The following is a 15,794-nucleotide window of genomic DNA, read 5'->3' as shown; positions in this document are numbered from 1 at the left end:
TGACTGGCCTCCGATTTCCTCTGCGCTGATTCCTCGTACACACGCGGCACAAGGACGTGCCGCATGACGCGAGGATCAGTGCCGGATCTGTGCCGGTCAAAGACCGTTATCGGGAGAAAGCTCTAGAAAAAAGAAAGAATTCGCACAGCGTCGAGCCAAAGAAAAACGCCGCAAGCGAAGGCGCATTGCGGCGTGTATGGCGAGAAAACGGAAGATGTTGGCGAATCCGCCCGCGATCAGAACTTGGACGCTTCCTTCGACGGTGTGTATGGGGTCTTGCCATCGCCATAGAACCGCTTGCGCGTGGCCTCAGCGACTCGGTTGCACAACACGTCGCCCAGCCTGGTGCGATCGGTCTTGCACTGCTGGCGCAGCTCCTTCAGCCGTGCCGGGTCGGCGGCCAGTTCTTCCACGGTCGGCACGTCGGCTTGCTTGGGCGTCTTCGATTGACCGCAGGCGGTTAGCGCCGCGACCAGCAGGAAAGGGATGGTCTTCTTCATGGCTCGGGTTCCTCCGATGTGTCGGCATCAAGGCCCGGCGTGGGCCTGCTGCCTTCGGGTGATTCAATGGCCCGCACACGGTCGATGAAGCGAGCGAGCATTTCCGAAGGCTCGCCGTCCGGGCGCAGCAGGTAGGTCGTCAGCAGCGGTGCGCGGCCTGTCAGTGGTCGCGCCACCACGCCAGCCTCTTGGCTGGCCAGGATGTGCGCGCAGCCCGTCAATCCCAATGCGATGCCTGCGGACACGAGCGCCATCATCAGGTCGCAAGACGCCACCCGTTCGGCCACCAGCGGTTCCATGTCCACACGGCGCAGAACGCGATCAACCTGCCGCGCATGCCCTTCGCACGCCTGCGGATCGCAGAGCACCAGCGGATAGCGCAGCAGTTCTTCCAGGGGGATGCGCTTGTGGGCTAGCAGGGGATGCCGTGCCGGCACGGCCACCATCAGCGGATCACTCCATACCGGCTCGGCAATGAGACCATCGCCGACTTCATCGGCGCGGGCAAAGCCCACGTCGTACAGGTCGCCGTGCAGCCCTTTAATCTGCTGCGACAGCGGCACCTCGAAGAAGCGGATTTCGACCTCGGGTTCCTCCTGCCGGCACAGCGCTAGCAAGGCCGGCAGACGCGAGGGCGTGATGCCGTCGGACAGGGCAATGCGCAATTGACTGTGGAAGCCGTTGGCGGCGCCCCTCACGCTGTCGCGCGCTTGCTGCAAGGCAGAGAAGACACGCGGCACATGCTCAAAGAACAGCTTGCCCGCACGGGTCAGCCGAGTGCTGCGTGTGGTGCGCGCGAACAGCACCACGCCCAGTTCTTCTTCCAGTTCCTTGATGGCGCGAGATAGCGGCGATTGCTCAATGTGCAGTTTCTCCGCCGCACGGGCAAAGTGCAGTTCTTCAGCGACGGCCAGGAAACAGCGGAGATGACGCAGTTCCATGCCGCATCCTTATTCCAGCAGCCAGGAAATCGGCTGAAGATTAACGAACTCGCAGCACGCCTGAACATGTGCCACGCCCTCCAGGAAGTGCGGCGTATGTTCGTGCTGGAACAGCGCCTCGGCGTCGGTCCAGCGTTCTAGCAGGAAGAAGTGGTTCGCCGATAGGTGCCCTTGGGCAATCCGGTAGTCCAAGCACCCTGGTTCCTGAAGACTGGCTTCACGCAACGCCTCTAGCGTGTCGCGCAGTTGCTCGCTGCGTCCCTCTGATGCCTGCAGTACAACGATCAAATCGACAGCCGACATGTCACCCTCCTTGATGTGCGGCGTTGAGCGCAGGCCGCGCATTGCGGCGCGCCAGCCACCACAGCGGCACTTGAGCCAGCAGCACCAGCGCCACGCCGGCCCAAGGCGTCAACGCCATCTGTCCTTGCTCAACCAGACCACTGCCCAGCGTCTCGCCCAGGGTGATGCCCAGGTTGAATGCCGAGATGTTCAGCGCCGATGCAAAGTCCACCGCGCGCGGCGTCCAGCGTTGCGCTGTCTCCAGCATGCCGGCCTGGAAGCCCGGCGACATGCCGAAGGCCAGCACACCCCAGACAAACAGGAGCGGCACCATCACCCACTGCCACGGCATCGCCACCGCCAGCGCCGCCAGCACCAACAGCAGGCCAGCTAGCATGCGCCGCAGTGCCGCCTGCCAGCCGAGGTTGGCGGCCCAGCGCCCGCCGGCCAAATTGCCAACCAGGGTCGCCGCGCCGAACACCACCAGCAGCAGACTGGCCGTGTGGGTGGAGAAGCCGGTGATGCCGGTCAAGATCGGCGCAATGAAGGTGAAGGCCGGAAAACTCGCACCGAAGCCGAGCACGGTGATGGCCATCATCGCCAGAATCGGTGGACTGGTCAGCGCCGCCAGTTGCGTGCGCGCCGGGCCGGCCACCTGCGTGGGAAGCGCAGGCACCCAGCGTGCGGTGGCGAGCCAGGCCAATGCGGCCAAGACCGCCACGGCGAAAAACGGCAGCCGCCAGCCCAGAGCATTGCCGATCAGGCTGCCCAGCGGTACGCCGATCACCATCGCCAGAGTCAGCCCGGCGAACATGGCGGCAATCGCCCGGCTGGCCTGGCCTTCGGACGCCAGCCGCGCCGCGACGGTAGCACCGATGGCAAAGAAGCTGCCGTGCGCCACCGCAGTCAAAATGCGCCCGGCCAACAGCAGTTCATAGCTGGTAGACAGCGCCGACACCATGTTGCCGACGAGGAACACCGCCACCAGCGACAGCAGCAGCGGTTTGCGTGGCAGCCGCGCCAGAGCTAGCACGACGACCGGCGTGCCCACCGCCAGCGCCAACGCGTACAGGCCGACCAGTCCGCCGGCGCGCGCCAACGGCACGCCCAAGTCCTCGGCGATGGCCGGCAGCACACCGACCACGATGAACTCGGCCACGCCGATGGCGAACGCCGTCACTGCCAGCGCCCAAACGCCGGGATGGGTGCGATGTATCTGGCTCACGGTTTCCCTCCCGCCGTTGCCGTCGGATAGTCGGTATAACCCGCCGTCGTGCCGCCGAAGTACCGGCTGGCATCGGGCTCATTGAGCGGCAAGTCCTGGCGCAGGCGCTCGGGCAGATCCGGGTTGGCGATGAAAGGCCGGCCGAAGCCGATCAGGTCGGCCCAGCCATTGCGCAACGCGGCTTCGGCGCGCTCCAGACTGTACTTGCCGGCGTAGATCAGCGTGCCGCGATAGATCAGCCGCAGGGCTTCCTTGAACGCCGCCGGCATCTCGGGTGCATCCTCCCAATCAGCCTCGGCGATGTGGATGTAGCCCACGCCGATGTCATCCAGCACCTTGGCGGCGCCCAGGTAGGTGGCCTCGGGCGTGTCATCCACCGCACCCTGCAAAGTGGTCAGTGGCGCCAGGCGCACGCCCAGGCGTTCAGGGCCGGTCACGGCAGCAACCGCTTCGGACACCTCACGCAGAAAACGCAGCCGGTTGACCAGCGCACCGCCGTATTTGTCCGTGCGGGTATTGGCCTTCGAATCGATGAACTGGTTGATCAGGTAGCCGTTGGCCGCATGCAGCTCGACGCCATCGAAGCCGGCCGCCAGCGCGTTGCGCGCAGCCTCCGCATAGTCGCGCACGATGCTGGCGATCTCGTCCACGTTCAGCGCACGGGGCGCCGAGTGCTGCACCTTCTGGCCGGCACCGGATTCCGCCCCCAGCCCTGACGGTGCGATGAACACGGTGACACCTTCGGCCACCAGAGGTGAAGACGACACCGGCGCCGCGCCGCCCGGCTGCAACGAGACGTGCGAGACCCGGCCCACGTGCCAAAGTTGGGCGAAGATGCGCCCGCCGGCGGCATGCACCGCGTCGGTCACGAGGCGCCAGCCGGCGACTTGCTCGGGCGTATGAATTCCCGGCGTCCATGCATAGCCCTGGCCCTGCTGGCTGATCTGCGTGCCTTCACTGACGATCAGCCCGGCCGAGGCGCGCTGGGAGTAATACTCTGCCATCAGGGGCGTGGCGACGTTGCCGGCAGTCGCGCGAGAACGGGTCATCGGTGGCATGACGAGGCGGTTGGGCAGTTCCAGCCTGCCGAGGCGATAGGGGGTGAGCAGCATGGTTCAAGGTTCCTTGGTCGAAGAGATGGTCACGGGCGCGGCGGCCAGCGCTGGTAACAGCGCTGAGAGATCAACGGCCTGCGCCATTGCCCAGTTGCCCGCATCGCCGGGATGCAGCCGGTCGCCGGAATCGAACGCCACGGCTATGCGAGCTGGATGAGCGGGATCGCGCAGCACGGCATCGAAGTCGATCACTGCATCGAACGCGCCGGCGTGGCGTATCCAGTCGTTGACCCTGCGGCGCAGCGCGTCCTTCTCGGGCTGGTAGTAGTCGGCCAGCGGGGTATCGGGCATCGCTCCCTCGAACGGCGCGAGGGTCGCGCCGATGACGCGGATGCCCCGGCTGCGGGCCTGTTCGACCAACTGGCGATAGCCCATCGTCAGCGCTTCCAGCGTGGGCCGCTGCGCGTCGCGTGCGAAGGCCGTGCCCGGCCAGCCGATGTCGTTGATGCCGAGCATCACGATGACGCTTTGCACACCGGGCTGAGCCAGCACGTCGCGCTCCAGTCGCGCGAGTGCATTGACGCCCATGCCGTCAGTCAGCAAGCGCGCGCCTGAGATGCCGGCATTGACCACCGCCACGCCGTGCGGGGCCAGCCGTTCGGCCAGATAGTCCGGCCAGCGACGATCCGTATCCACGCTGGCCATCGCGCCGTCGGTGATGGAATCGCCAACGGCCACGACGGTAGGCGTGCCCGCTGACGCCTCGACCTGGATGCCCGTCAGCAACGGGCGTGCCGTGGTGCTCTGCGCGTCGTGATCGGCGATCCTCAGCGAGGCGGCAGCTGTTTGGTTTCCCGCCACGATCCAGCCGGTCTGGCGGCCATCCCAATGGAAAGTGGTCAGCGGCGTGGCCTGCGCCAGGTAAACGCTAACGGCGACCTGCGCCAGCGCGGGCAGCGGCAGATCCACCGGGTCGCTGAGCAGCGAGGCACCCGGCAGAATGGTGGCGGTCTCCTGCCCGGCGAACGTCACGGTGCGCAAACTATCGCCGTCTACCGCGCCGTCGCCACCCGAAGCGGGACGTGCCAGCGTGGCCCGGCCCACACTGATCGGCTGCTGGCCGTAGGCATTGGACAGCACGATGCGCAGCCGCGGCCCGCCCAGGCTGAGGCGAGCGATCTGGCGCACGGTCTGGTCGCGCAGTTCGGCAGGCACATGGGTAGGGAACAGGAAATCCGCATCCCAGACCGGCTGCGGACTGGCCTGCCAGCTCGCGACCCAGAGGGGAGCTGGCCCATGATCTGCCGCCAGCACCGGCGCCGCCGACAGAGAACTGGCTGTGAGCGCCGATGCCAATATGGCGGCAGTACTGAATGCGGAGCGGGGTTGCATTGGTGTTTTCATATCATTGAATTCAGAAGCTATTGGGGAGCAAATGATGAATTCAAGGAACGAATTAGAGTAGACTGGCTCTAGGAATATCAGTTGTGAACTGAAGTCATTGATGAGGTGAAGATGGCCCGATTGGATGTCAACCGCTCCGGCGAACTGGATGTGTTCGTGCGAGTCATCGAACTGGGCGGTTTCTCCGCCGCCGCACGCGCCTGCGGCATGACGCCGTCGGCCGTCAGCAAACTGGTCGCACGGCTCGAACAGCGCCTGGGCACGCGGCTGGTCAATCGCTCCACCCGGCAGCTCCAGCTCACGCCCGAAGGCTGCGCGTTCTACGAGCGCGGCGTGCGCATCCTGGCCGACCTGGACGAGGCCGAGCGCTGCGCCAGTGCCGAAGCCAGACCGCGCGGCCGGCTTCGGGTCAATGCAAACGTCCCCTTCGGTCATCACTTCCTGTTGCCACTGGTGCCGACGTTCCTGGCCGAATATCCCGAGGTAACGCTGGACATCAGGTTGACCGACGAGGTCATCGACATCCTGGAACAGCGCACCGATGTGGCCGTTCGCGCTGGCCCGCTCAAGGATTCCAGTCTGGTGGCACGCAAGCTCGGCGCCACGCGCATGGTCATCGTCGGCGCGCCGGACTACCTGACACGCTATGGCACGCCGGCCACGCCGGAAGATCTGCATCGGCACAACCTGATCAGCCTGAACTACGTGCGCACGGCGAGCGGTTGGCCTCTGCGCTGGAACGGCGCCGACCAGATCGTGGTACCCGCCGGCAACGCCCAGGCCAGCGATGGCGAAGGCGTGCGCCGTCTGGCCGTGGCCGGTTTGGGGCTGGCGCGACTGGCGGCATTCCAGGCGTGCGAGGATATCGCCGCCGGGCGCCTGGTGCCGGTGCTGGAAGCCTGCAATCCTGGTGACACCGAGGAAGTGCATGCCGTGTTCACGGGCCAGGGTGGCTACCTGCCGCTGCGGGTGCGCGCGTTCCTCGACTTCCTGGTGCAGCACGTGCGCCTCTAGCACAGGCGCCTGCTCGGCCTGCCGAGTCATCCCCGCCCCGCCGCCTTCAGCGCAATATCTTGGTCGGCCTCAACGGTGGCACCGGCCACGCCTACCGCACCGATGACCTTGCCGTGACCATCTTGCAGCGTGATGCCGCCGCCAAAACTGATCAGTCCTCCGTTGGTCGCTTCCAGCGTGTAGATCGCACCGCCAGGCTGTGCGGCCGCGCCGATGTCGATGCTGTCGGAGCGGAACAGTGCCGCCATGCGCGCCTTCTTGAACGATACGTCGATGGCGCCGGGCACCGCTTCGTCCATACGCAGGAAACCGCGCAGCAGCCCGGCGTCGTCCACCACGCTGATGCAGACCGAAAAACCTTGCACGCGAGCGAGCGATTGGGCGCGCTGGATGACCTGCTGAGAAATAGTTTCAAACATGCGAAAACTCCTTGGAGTGATAACGGAGTCTTCGATGATTCCCGCAAGTGACTGGTGCGGGAAGGGGGCTAGGTCGATTGGCGACTAAAGTTTGAGAATGTCGAACATATCGCTCATGGCCGTGGTGGCCATACGTCGCAGCACCGGCTTGCGCAGACGCTGGGATGGGCCAGCGGCACCGAGCGCGGCCACCACGCGACCTTGCCTACGCAGCGGCAGCGCCAGGCAATTGAGGCCGGGTTCGGCTTCCTCCAGGTCCAGCGCGTAGCCTTGCTCGGCAATGGTCTTTAACTCGCTTTCCAATTGGGCGGGGATCAATCCGCCCCGGCGCAGGCTGCGAACCAGCTCCAGATCGTGTGCGAGGAACACCTTGCCGATCGCCGATGTCGTCAGCCCTTCGCGGCGTCCACGCGGGCTGGCCACGCGCAAGCTGCCATGGCCTTCCACGGCGTCGATGTAGAGGTACTCGCGCGTACCGCAGGGCACCGCGAGATAGCAGGTCTCGCCGCTGCGCTCGGCCAATGAGCGTAGCGCCGGTGCGAAGGTCGTGCGCAGGGCTGCGTCGGCATCGGCGAGCGGCTGGGCGATCTCGCGCAGCCGCAGCCCCAGTGCATAGCGGGTGCCATGACGCGAGATATAACCCATCGCAGCCAAGGTATTGAGCAGGCCATGCAGCGTGCTTTTGTGCAGGCCAAGTTGCGCGGCAAGGTCCACCAGCCGTGCTTCTCCACCGGCGTGTGCGATCGCTTCGAGCAAGGCCATCGCCCGTTCGACGGATTGGATGTGTCGTGTTTCGTCGATCATGGGCTGCCTGTTCGCAGACGCTAGGCTTTAATGGAAACTCGATCTCGTTTGGCATGATAGAACATATCTCTCTATTGACGCGACACTCCAACGAAGCTCCGGGGTGCGCTTTATCCTGGTTTCTGAACGTTTCCAGCATTGCTCTTACCCATCTGCCGTAGCATCCACAAGATCCCCAGACCCACGGCCACTGCACCGACCCAAGCTGTGCTTGTCAGCCCCATCGCTTCCAGGCTTGCGCCACCCAGCAGCGAACCCAGCGCAATGCCGCCATTGAAGCCGGCGATGTTCAGGCCGGCGGCCACCGCTGGCGCCTGCGGCGCGTGGATATGCGACAGCCCGATCACCCGCGCCTGCAAGGCGGGCACCGCCGCGCGCTGGTTTTTGTGCTCGGCTGATACGCTTCCAAGGCGTCGCAGCGTAGGCCGGACTCCGAATTCTTGCTGCGCCGGGACTTCAGAACTTCGGTGGCGTTTCCGATGGCGTGTAGGGCGTCTTGCCGTCGCCATAGAACCGCTTGCGCGTGGCCTCTGCCACCCGATTGCACAACACGTCGCCCAGTGTCGCGCGGTCGGTCTTGCATTGCTGGCGCAGTTCCTTCAACCGCGCCGGGTCGGCGGCCAGTTCGTCCACGGTCGGCACATTGGCTGGCTTGGGTGTTTCCGATTGGCCGCAGGCGGTGAGCGCGGCGATCAACAGCAATGGGGCAATGCGTTTCATGGCGGGGTGTCCTCCTGGGAATCAGGTTCAGGTGGCGGCGCGGGCCTCGCGCCTTCGGGCAGGTCGATCGCCTGCACCCGTTAGATGAAGCGGGCGAGCGTTTCCGAAGGGCTCGCCTTCCGGGCGCAGCAGGTAGGTCGTCAGCAGGGGCGAGCGTCCAGCCAGGGGCCGGGCCACCACACCAGATTCCTGGCTTGCCGCGATATGTGGCGCACCGGCCAGGCCCAGGGCGAAGCCGGCTGATACGACCACCATCATCAGCTCGAACGAGGCGACGCGCTCGGCGATCAGGGGTTCCCGGTCGGCATGACGCAACAACCGATCGACCTGGCGCGCATGGCCTTCGCAGGCCATCGGGTCGCACAGCATCAGTGGAAATTGCAGCACTTCATCCAGTGGAATCCGCTTGTGCTTGAGCAAATGATGGCGCGCCGGCACGGCCACCATCAGCGGATCGTTCCAGACCGCTTCGGCGGTGATACCGTCGCCCACTTCGTCCGACTGTGCAAAACCTACGTCGTACAGGTCGTCTTGCAGCCCTTTGATCTGCTGTGCCAGCGGCACTTGGAACAACCGAATATCGACCTCGGGTTCCTCCTGTCGGCAAAGCGCGAGCAAGGCAGGCAAGCGTGACGGCGTGATGCCATCGGACAGTGCAATACGCAACTGTCCGTGGAAACTGTTGGCCGCTGCCTTCACGCTGTCGCGCGCCTGCTGCAAGGCAGAGAACACGCGCGGCACATGCTCTAGAAACAGCTTGCCCACCCGTGTCAGGCGCGTGCTTCGGCTGGAGCGGATGAACAACTGTTCCCCCAGGTCTTCCTCCAGCTCCTTGATTGTGCGAGACAGGGGCGATTGCTCGATGTGCAGCCTTTCCGCTGCACGGGCGAAGTGGAGTTCTTCCGCAACGGCGACGAAGCAACGCAGATGTCGTAATTCCATACACTCCCCTTGAGAATCGCAGCGCATCGTCTGAGCGTGCCCATTGACGCGAGTTCGTTGGATTGCTAACGCATCAGCGGGCCGCCATCGCATCGGAGGACAGGGGTTGCCAGCCGCCTCCGAGCGACCTGAATGCCGCAACAGCGGCACGCGCCGATTCGGTCTGCGCCTGAGCCCTTGCGTCCGATGCCTTCAAAAGAGATTCATCCGCGTGCAGCACATCAATCAGGCTCGCGGCTCCACGCTCGTATGCCGTGAAAGAGGACTGCCGCGCCTGGGAAAGCGATGCCTCGCCTTGTGTCAGCGTCGCGGCCTGTTCCCCTCGGTTGACCAGTGCCGAAAAGGCGTTCTCAACATCCTCGGTCGCGCGTAGAACGGACTGGCGATAGGCGGCCAGTGCCTCAGCATCCCGCCCTTTCGCGAGGCTGATCTGCGCATTGATGCGGCCGAAGTCGAAAAGACGCCACCTCAGCCCGAGCACGCCTGCGGCCTGGCTCGCACCGCTGGTGAACAGATTGCCGCTCGAAATCGCGGTGGCGCTTCCCAGCAAGCCGCTCAACGAGAACTTGGGGTAATACTCGGAGACTGCCTCTCCGATCCTGGCGTTCGTCGCCACCAGCCGGCGTTCGGCCACGATGAGGTCGGGGCGACGCTGGAGCAGGTCGGCCGGAGAACCCATGCTGGCGATCTTCGGCGTCGTGGGAATCGGCGCGGCGGTTTCCAGTTCGCTTCGATGCGTGCCCGGCGGAACGCCCAGCATCACATCCAGCGCGTTCATCGCCGTGTCCAGGCCGGTCGTGAGCACCGGAATGCTCGCCTGCACCTGCGCAAGCGCACCTTCCGTCTGCCGTACTTGGTACGTGGCAGCCAGCCCCTTCGCATGCAGCAGACCGACCTTCGACAGCAGATCCTGCTGGGTCTTGACCTGCCGTTGGGCAATGTCGAGGCGGGCCTGCAAGCCCCGTATGGTGATGTAGATATCCGCCGTCTGTGCCGCCACCGCGAGCTGGGTTGCCACCGCCCCGGCCTGGGATGCCTCGTAGTCGGCCAGCGCGGCCACCCGGCCACGCCGCAACCCGCCGAACACGTCCACCTCCCAGCTCGCACCGAGATCCACTTGGTAGGCGTTGCCCCACCTGTCGTATCCGGGCGCGGCGTTCAGCACCTGTCCCAGCGGGGTCTCGACCGACTGATAGGCGCGTGCAGCCGAGCCGCTGACCACCCCTGACGGAAGCAAGGCCGCGTTGGCGGCGCCGAGTCCGGCGCGAGCCTGGGTGACCCGCGCCGCCGCCTGCGCCAAGTCCAGATTCTGCTCAAGCGCCAACGAGATGAAGCGCGTGAGCAAGGGGTCGTCGAACCCCTGCCACCATGTCGCCAGTTCCGAAGCCGGGGTACCGGCCCCTTGCGCTGCCGTCTGGCCGATGTAATGGCTCGGCAGTGGCGCATCCGGGCGATGGTAGTCCGGGCCTACCGCGCAGCCAGCGGTCACACTGGCGCACAGCAAAAGAAGAACAGAGCGAGTGAGGGGCATGGTGATCCTTGGGCTGAAAGCATGTCGTGACTATAATATGAAACGGTCACTCGTTGTCAATCTTTGATGCCCGAGGTAAGCTGGCGAAATGACGAAAGCACCCACTCCCGTGCCCCAGCTTCGGGGGCCCTCGGATCACGACGTCCGGGATCAGATCGTCGAAGCGGCGACCGAATATTTCGGCCTCTATGGCTATGGAAAAACGACCGTTTCCGATCTGGCGAAGGCCATCGGCTTCTCCAAGGCTTACATCTACAAGTTCTTCGACTCCAAGCAGGCCATTGGCGAAGTCATCTGCTCCAACCGCCTGAGCACCATCATGGCGACGGTCGATGAGGCCGTCGCCGGCGTCCCTGCCGCGCCCGAAAGATTGCGCCGGATGTTCAGGTCGCTCGTGGAGGCTGGCAGCGATCTCTTTTTCAACGAGCGCAAGCTCTACGACATAGCCGCGACCTCGGCCAGCGAGTCCTGGCCGTCGGTTGGGGCATACGAAGACCACCTCAAGGCGCTGGTGTTGCAGATCGTTCGCGATGGCCGCGAGTCGGGGGAGTTCGAGCGCAAGACCCCGCTGGACGAAACGGTCAATGCCATCTATCTGGTCATGCGGCCGTATATCAATCCACTGTTGTTGCAGCACAACTTGGACAATGCCGCCGAGGCTACGACCCAGCTCTCCAACCTGATCTTGCGCAGCCTGGCGCCGTAGCCGGCTTGCTGTGACTATTGACTAATTTAGTCACCGGCATAAAAATGGGAACACTTTTTCGTCGTCAAGAAGGGTTCCCATGCTCCGGCGCAAGCTTGCTTCCTATGTCATCTGCCTGTTGCCGCTTGCCCTCACGGCATGCGGTGACGATCACGCCTCCGATCCACGCACGGAGGCTCCACTGGTTCGGATCGGTGCCGTCCAAGGCGCATCCGCCGCATCGCGATCGTTCACGGGCGTCGTCGCGGCCCGGATTCAAAGCGATCTAGGCTTTCGCGTCACCGGCAAGGTGCTGGAGCGCTTGGTGGATACCGGGCAGACCGTCAAGCGCGGCCAGCCCCTCATGCGCATAGACCCGATCGACCTGGGCTTGCAGGCACGCGCCCAGCAAGAGGTGGTGGCCGCCGCGCAAGCCCGCGCCAAGCAAACGGCCGACGACGAAGCGCGATACCGCGATCTGGTGGCCGAGGGCGCTGTCTCGGCGTCGGCATACGATCAAATCAAGGCTGCGGCCGACTCGGCGCGGGCGCAGCTCAAGGCGGCCGAAGCGCAGGCCGACGTTGCCAGGAATGCGTCGAGCTACGCGCTGCTGCTTGCCGATGCCGATGGCGTCGTGGTCGAGACGCTGGCCGAGCCGGGCCAGGTGGTGAGTGCCGGCCAGCCAGTCGTTCGCCTGGCCCGGGCCGGCCAGCGCGAGGCCATCGTGCATCTGCCCGAGACCCTGCGGCCAGCCGTCGGCTCGGTAGCCAAGGCGACCCTGTACGGCCAGCGGCCGGCCCCCGTGTCGGCCAAGCTGCGCCAGCTCTCCGATGCGGCGGATCGCGTCACGCGCACCTACGAGGCCAGGTATGTGCTCGAAGGAGCGCTTGCGCAGGCCCCGCTGGGCGCGACCGTCACCGTCGAAATCCCGGATGGCACGGCGTCCACACCATCGCTGCAAGTCCCGATCGGCGCACTGTTCGACCCCGGCAAGGGGCCGGGCGTTTGGGTGGTCGAGGGCAAGCCCGCCAAAGTGGTCTGGCGTCCTGTCCAGTTGCTCGGCTTGACGGACGACGTGGCGCAGGTGACGGGCGACCTCAAGATCGGCGAGCAGGTGGTATCGCTGGGCGCGCATCTTCTGCGTGAGGGCGAAGCCGTCAGGCCCGCAGACCAGGGCGAGGCTGCGCCTGCGGGAGATCGTCCATGAGCGAAGGACGCTTCAATCTTTCGGCGCTCGCGGTACGCGAACGCTCCATCACGGTATTCCTGATTTTCCTGATAACCGTCGCAGGCGTGCTCGCGTTCTTCCAGCTCGGACGCGCCGAAGACCCGCCTTTCACGGTCAAGCAGATGACCGTCATCACGGCCTGGCCTGGGGCGACGGCGCAGGAAATGCAGGATCAGGTCGCCGAACCACTGGAAAAGCGCATGCAGGAACTGCGGTGGTACGACCGCACGGAAACCTACACGCGCCCCGGCCTGGCCTTCACGATGGTGTCGCTGCTCGACAGTGCGCCGCCTGCGCAAGTGCAGGAAGAGTTCTACCAGGCCCGCAAGAAGCTCTCGGACGAAGCCAAAAGGCTGCCTGCCGGCGTCATCGGCCCCATGGTCAACGACGAGTATTCGGACGTGACGTTTGCGCTCTTTGCCCTCAAGGCCAAAGGGGAACCGCAACGGCTGCTGGTGCGCGACGCGGAGACGTTGCGTCAGCAACTGCTGCACGTTCCGGGCGTGAAGAAGGTCAACATCATCGGGGAGCAGTCAGAACGCATCTTCGTGTCCTTCTCGCACGACCGTCTGGCCACGTTGGGCGTCTCGCCGCAGGACATTTTCGCAGCACTCAATAGCCAGAACGTCCTCACCCCCGCCGGCTCCATCGAGACGAAGGGGCCGCAGGTATTCGTGCGCGTCGATGGCGCGTTCGACAAGTTGGAGAAGATCCGCAACACGCCCATCAGCGCGCAGGGACGCACGTTGAAGCTGTCCGACGTGGCGACCGTCGAGCGCGGCTATGAAGACCCGTCCACCTTTCTGGTTCGCAGCAACGGAGAGGCGGCGCTGCTGTTGGGCATCGTGATGCGCGACGGCTGGAACGGGCTCGATCTTGGCAAGGCGCTTGATGCGGAAACGACCAAGATCAACGCGGAACTGCCCCTGGGGATGACCTTGAGCAAGGTGACGGATCAGTCCGTCAACATCAGCTCGTCGGTGGACGAGTTCATGGTCAAGTTCTTCGTCGCCCTGATGGTCGTGATGCTCGTCTGCTTCCTGAGCATGGGATGGCGCGTCGGCATCGTGGTCGCGGCGGCAGTGCCGCTGACGCTGGCGGCCGTGTTCGTCATCATGGCCGCCACAGGAAAGAACTTCGACCGCATCACGCTCGGCTCGCTGATTCTGGCGCTGGGCCTGCTGGTGGACGACGCCATCATCGCCATCGAAATGATGGTGGTGAAGATGGAAGAAGGCTACAGCCGCATCAAGGCCTCCGCCTATGCCTGGAGCCACACGGCGGCGCCCATGCTTTCCGGCACGCTGGTGACGGCCATCGGCTTCATGCCCAATGGCTTCGCGCGTTCGACAGCGGGCGAATACACCAGCAATATGTTCTGGATCGTCGGCATCGCGCTGATTGCTTCCTGGGTGGTGGCGGTGGCGTTCACGCCCTACCTCGGGGTGAAGCTGCTGCCGGATCTCAAGAAGGTGGAAGGTGGACATGAGGCCATCTACAACACGCGCAACTACAACCGCTTCCGGCAGGTGCTAGGCCGCGTCATCGCGCGCAAGTGGCTGGTGGCCGGGGCGGTGGTTGGACTGTTCGTGCTCGCTATCCTTGGCATGGGGGTGGTCAAGAAGCAGTTCTTCCCGACCTCCGACCGGCCCGAGGTGCTGGTCGAAGTGCAGATGCCGTATGGCACTTCGATCGAGCAGACCAGCGCGGCGACGGCGAAGGTCGAAGCCTGGTTGGCAAAGCAGGACGAAGCCAAGATCGTGACCGCCTATGTTGGTCAGGGCGCGCCACGGTTCTACCTTGCCATGTCGCCTGAACTGCCCGATCCGTCGTTCGCCAAGATCGTGGTGCTGACGGGCGATCAGGAGGAACGCGAAGCACTCAAGTTCAGACTGCGCGAGGCGATCGCCGGCGGGCTGGCCTCCGAGGCTCGGGTGCGGGTGACGCAGCTCGTGTTCGGACCTTACTCCCCGTTCCCTGTCGCCTATCGCGTCATGGGGCCAAACCCGGACAAGCTGCGCGAGATCGCCGCGCGGGTCGAGACCACGATGCAGGCCAGTCCGATGATGCGCACGGTCAATGTGGATTGGGGGCAGCGTGTACCGACCTTGCATTTCACGCTGGATCAAGACCGGCTCCAGGCCGTCGGGTTGACCTCCAGCTCCGTCGCCTTGCAGTTGCAGTTCCTGCTCAGTGGGGTTCCGCTCACGGACGTGCGCGAAGACATTCGCTCGGTGCAGGTCGTCGGCCGCGCGGCCGGTGATATCCGCCTCGATCCCGCGAAGATCGCCGGATTCACGCTGGTCGGATCGGCAGGGCAACGCATTCCGCTGTCGCAGGTCGGCACCGTCGATGTGCGCATGGAAGATCCCGTCCTGCGCCGCCGCGACCGCACGCCGACCATCACGGTTCGTGGCGACATTGCCGAGGGCCTGCAACCGCCGGACGTTTCCAGCGCCGTTTTGAAGCAGTTGCAGCCCATCGTCGAGACGCTTCCTGCGGGCTATCGCATCGAGGAAGCCGGTTCGATCGAAGAGTCCGCCAAAGCCACCAAGGCCATGGCGCCGCTGTTCCCGATCATGATCGCGCTCACGCTGCTCATCATCATTCTTCAGGTGCGCTCGATCGCGGCCATGGTGATGGTGTTTGCCACGAGTCCGCTGGGCTTGATCGGCGTGGTGCCGACCTTGCTGATATTCCAGCAGCCGTTCGGCATCAACGCACTGGTCGGCCTGATCGCGCTGTCGGGCATCCTGATGCGCAACACGCTGATCCTGATCGGGCAGATCCACCACAACGAGCAAGAGGGTCTCGACCCATTCCATGCGGTCGTCGAGGCCACTGTGCAGCGCGCCCGCCCGGTGATCCTGACGGCGCTGGCCGCGATCCTGGCCTTCATCCCGCTGACCCATTCGGTGTTTTGGGGAACGCTGGCCTACACGCTGATCGGCGGCACGCTCGCAGGGACGATTCTGACCCTGGTGTTCCTGCCGGCGATGTATTCCATCTGGTTCAAGATCAGGCCGGTTCCTTCGCGAAGCTGA

Annotated in this window: 15 protein-coding genes and 1 pseudogene; 4 read left to right on the top strand and 12 right to left on the bottom strand. The window is 64.7% G+C overall.

Annotated features, from left to right (window positions below; all coding sequences use genetic code 11):
• Positions 1-236: 236 nt before the first annotated feature.
• The 6 genes from AC2CQI_RS14260 to AC2CQI_RS14235 are packed head-to-tail and all read right to left on the bottom strand — an operon-like array spanning position 237 to position 5,407.
• Positions 237-500, bottom strand: coding sequence for an EexN family lipoprotein (locus AC2CQI_RS14260; protein WP_484580524.1), 264 nt, complete (start codon positions 498-500; stop codon positions 237-239).
• Complete coding sequence (locus tag AC2CQI_RS14255) at positions 497-1,441, bottom strand: LysR family transcriptional regulator (protein WP_484580523.1); 945 nt, start codon at positions 1,439-1,441, stop codon at positions 497-499. Before AC2CQI_RS14255 ends, AC2CQI_RS14260 begins: the two co-directional genes overlap by 4 nt.
• A 9-nt stretch (positions 1,442-1,450) precedes the next feature.
• Positions 1,451-1,744, bottom strand: a complete 294-nt coding sequence (locus AC2CQI_RS14250) for a putative quinol monooxygenase (RefSeq protein ID WP_484580522.1) — start codon at positions 1,742-1,744, stop codon at positions 1,451-1,453.
• Position 1,745: 1 nt separating this feature from the next.
• Positions 1,746-2,948 (bottom strand): MFS transporter, encoded by a 1,203-nt coding sequence (locus AC2CQI_RS14245; protein WP_484580521.1) that lies wholly within the window; start codon positions 2,946-2,948, stop codon positions 1,746-1,748.
• On the bottom strand, positions 2,945-4,060 hold the full coding sequence (locus AC2CQI_RS14240; RefSeq protein ID WP_484580520.1) for an alkene reductase: 1,116 nt from the start codon (positions 4,058-4,060) through the stop codon (positions 2,945-2,947). Before AC2CQI_RS14240 ends, AC2CQI_RS14245 begins: the two co-directional genes overlap by 4 nt.
• A 3-nt stretch (positions 4,061-4,063) precedes the next feature.
• A complete protein-coding gene (locus tag AC2CQI_RS14235; RefSeq protein ID WP_484580519.1) occupies positions 4,064-5,407 on the bottom strand; it encodes an SGNH/GDSL hydrolase family protein in 1,344 nt (447 codons plus the stop codon).
• Positions 5,408-5,518: 111 nt separating this feature from the next.
• Between AC2CQI_RS14235 and AC2CQI_RS14230 the strand changes: the two genes are divergently transcribed.
• On the top strand, positions 5,519-6,421 hold the full coding sequence (locus tag AC2CQI_RS14230) for a LysR family transcriptional regulator (RefSeq protein WP_484580518.1): 903 nt from the start codon (positions 5,519-5,521) through the stop codon (positions 6,419-6,421).
• A 26-nt stretch (positions 6,422-6,447) separates the two neighbouring features.
• On the opposite strand, the gene AC2CQI_RS14225 is transcribed toward AC2CQI_RS14230, so the two are convergent.
• From AC2CQI_RS14225 to AC2CQI_RS14200, 6 genes and pseudogenes are all read right to left on the bottom strand, one after another.
• Entirely contained in the window at positions 6,448-6,840 is a 393-nt protein-coding gene (locus AC2CQI_RS14225) for a GlcG/HbpS family heme-binding protein (RefSeq protein WP_484580517.1), read from the bottom strand.
• Between the two features lie 84 nt (positions 6,841-6,924).
• Positions 6,925-7,644, bottom strand: coding sequence for an IclR family transcriptional regulator (locus AC2CQI_RS14220; protein ID WP_484580516.1), 720 nt, complete (start codon positions 7,642-7,644; stop codon positions 6,925-6,927).
• 110 nt (positions 7,645-7,754) lie between these two features.
• Positions 7,755-8,012, bottom strand: coding sequence for a hypothetical protein (locus AC2CQI_RS14215; RefSeq protein ID WP_484580515.1), 258 nt, complete (start codon positions 8,010-8,012; stop codon positions 7,755-7,757).
• An 88-nt stretch (positions 8,013-8,100) separates the two neighbouring features.
• Complete coding sequence (locus AC2CQI_RS14210; RefSeq protein ID WP_066131610.1) at positions 8,101-8,364, bottom strand: EexN family lipoprotein; 264 nt, start codon at positions 8,362-8,364, stop codon at positions 8,101-8,103.
• Positions 8,361-9,306 (bottom strand): annotated as a pseudogene (locus AC2CQI_RS14205) (LysR family transcriptional regulator). Before AC2CQI_RS14205 ends, AC2CQI_RS14210 begins: the two are co-directional and overlap by 4 nt.
• A gap of 73 nt (positions 9,307-9,379) precedes the next feature.
• Complete coding sequence (locus AC2CQI_RS14200; protein WP_484580514.1) at positions 9,380-10,837, bottom strand: efflux transporter outer membrane subunit; 1,458 nt, start codon at positions 10,835-10,837, stop codon at positions 9,380-9,382.
• Positions 10,838-10,925: 88 nt separating this feature from the next.
• Here AC2CQI_RS14200 and AC2CQI_RS14195 point away from each other — a divergent pair, with 88 nt between their 5' ends.
• From AC2CQI_RS14195 to AC2CQI_RS14185, 3 genes are all read left to right on the top strand, one after another.
• A complete protein-coding gene (locus tag AC2CQI_RS14195; protein ID WP_484580513.1) occupies positions 10,926-11,543 on the top strand; it encodes a TetR/AcrR family transcriptional regulator in 618 nt (205 codons plus the stop codon).
• A 79-nt stretch (positions 11,544-11,622) separates the two neighbouring features.
• Entirely contained in the window at positions 11,623-12,729 is a 1,107-nt protein-coding gene (locus AC2CQI_RS14190; RefSeq protein WP_484580512.1) for an efflux RND transporter periplasmic adaptor subunit, read from the top strand.
• Positions 12,726-15,794, top strand: coding sequence for an efflux RND transporter permease subunit (locus AC2CQI_RS14185; RefSeq protein ID WP_484580511.1), 3,069 nt, complete (start codon positions 12,726-12,728; stop codon positions 15,792-15,794). Before AC2CQI_RS14190 ends, AC2CQI_RS14185 begins: the two co-directional genes overlap by 4 nt.

The organism is Pseudomonas sp. P2S-1 (assembly GCF_057197725.1).
The sequence above is the reverse complement of the archived record's forward strand: the minus strand, read 5'-3'. Positions and strand labels throughout refer to the sequence as shown.

Coding starts and splice junctions, on each gene's coding strand:
- AC2CQI_RS14260 (WP_484580524.1), bottom strand. CDS start 500: ATGAAGAAGACCATCCCTTTCCTGCTGGTCGCGGCGCTAACCGCCTGC.
- AC2CQI_RS14255 (WP_484580523.1), bottom strand. CDS start 1,441: ATGGAACTGCGTCATCTCCGCTGTTTCCTGGCCGTCGCTGAAGAACTG.
- AC2CQI_RS14250 (WP_484580522.1), bottom strand. CDS start 1,744: ATGTCGGCTGTCGATTTGATCGTTGTACTGCAGGCATCAGAGGGACGC.
- AC2CQI_RS14240 (WP_484580520.1), bottom strand. CDS start 4,060: ATGCTGCTCACCCCCTATCGCCTCGGCAGGCTGGAACTGCCCAACCGC.
- AC2CQI_RS14235 (WP_484580519.1), bottom strand. CDS start 5,407: ATGAAAACACCAATGCAACCCCGCTCCGCATTCAGTACTGCCGCCATA.
- AC2CQI_RS14230 (WP_484580518.1), top strand. CDS start 5,519: ATGGCCCGATTGGATGTCAACCGCTCCGGCGAACTGGATGTGTTCGTG.
- AC2CQI_RS14225 (WP_484580517.1), bottom strand. CDS start 6,840: ATGTTTGAAACTATTTCTCAGCAGGTCATCCAGCGCGCCCAATCGCTC.
- AC2CQI_RS14220 (WP_484580516.1), bottom strand. CDS start 7,644: ATGATCGACGAAACACGACACATCCAATCCGTCGAACGGGCGATGGCC.
- AC2CQI_RS14210 (WP_066131610.1), bottom strand. CDS start 8,364: ATGAAACGCATTGCCCCATTGCTGTTGATCGCCGCGCTCACCGCCTGC.
- AC2CQI_RS14200 (WP_484580514.1), bottom strand. CDS start 10,837: ATGCCCCTCACTCGCTCTGTTCTTCTTTTGCTGTGCGCCAGTGTGACC.
- AC2CQI_RS14195 (WP_484580513.1), top strand. CDS start 10,926: ATGACGAAAGCACCCACTCCCGTGCCCCAGCTTCGGGGGCCCTCGGAT.
- AC2CQI_RS14190 (WP_484580512.1), top strand. CDS start 11,623: ATGCTCCGGCGCAAGCTTGCTTCCTATGTCATCTGCCTGTTGCCGCTT.
- AC2CQI_RS14185 (WP_484580511.1), top strand. CDS start 12,726: ATGAGCGAAGGACGCTTCAATCTTTCGGCGCTCGCGGTACGCGAACGC.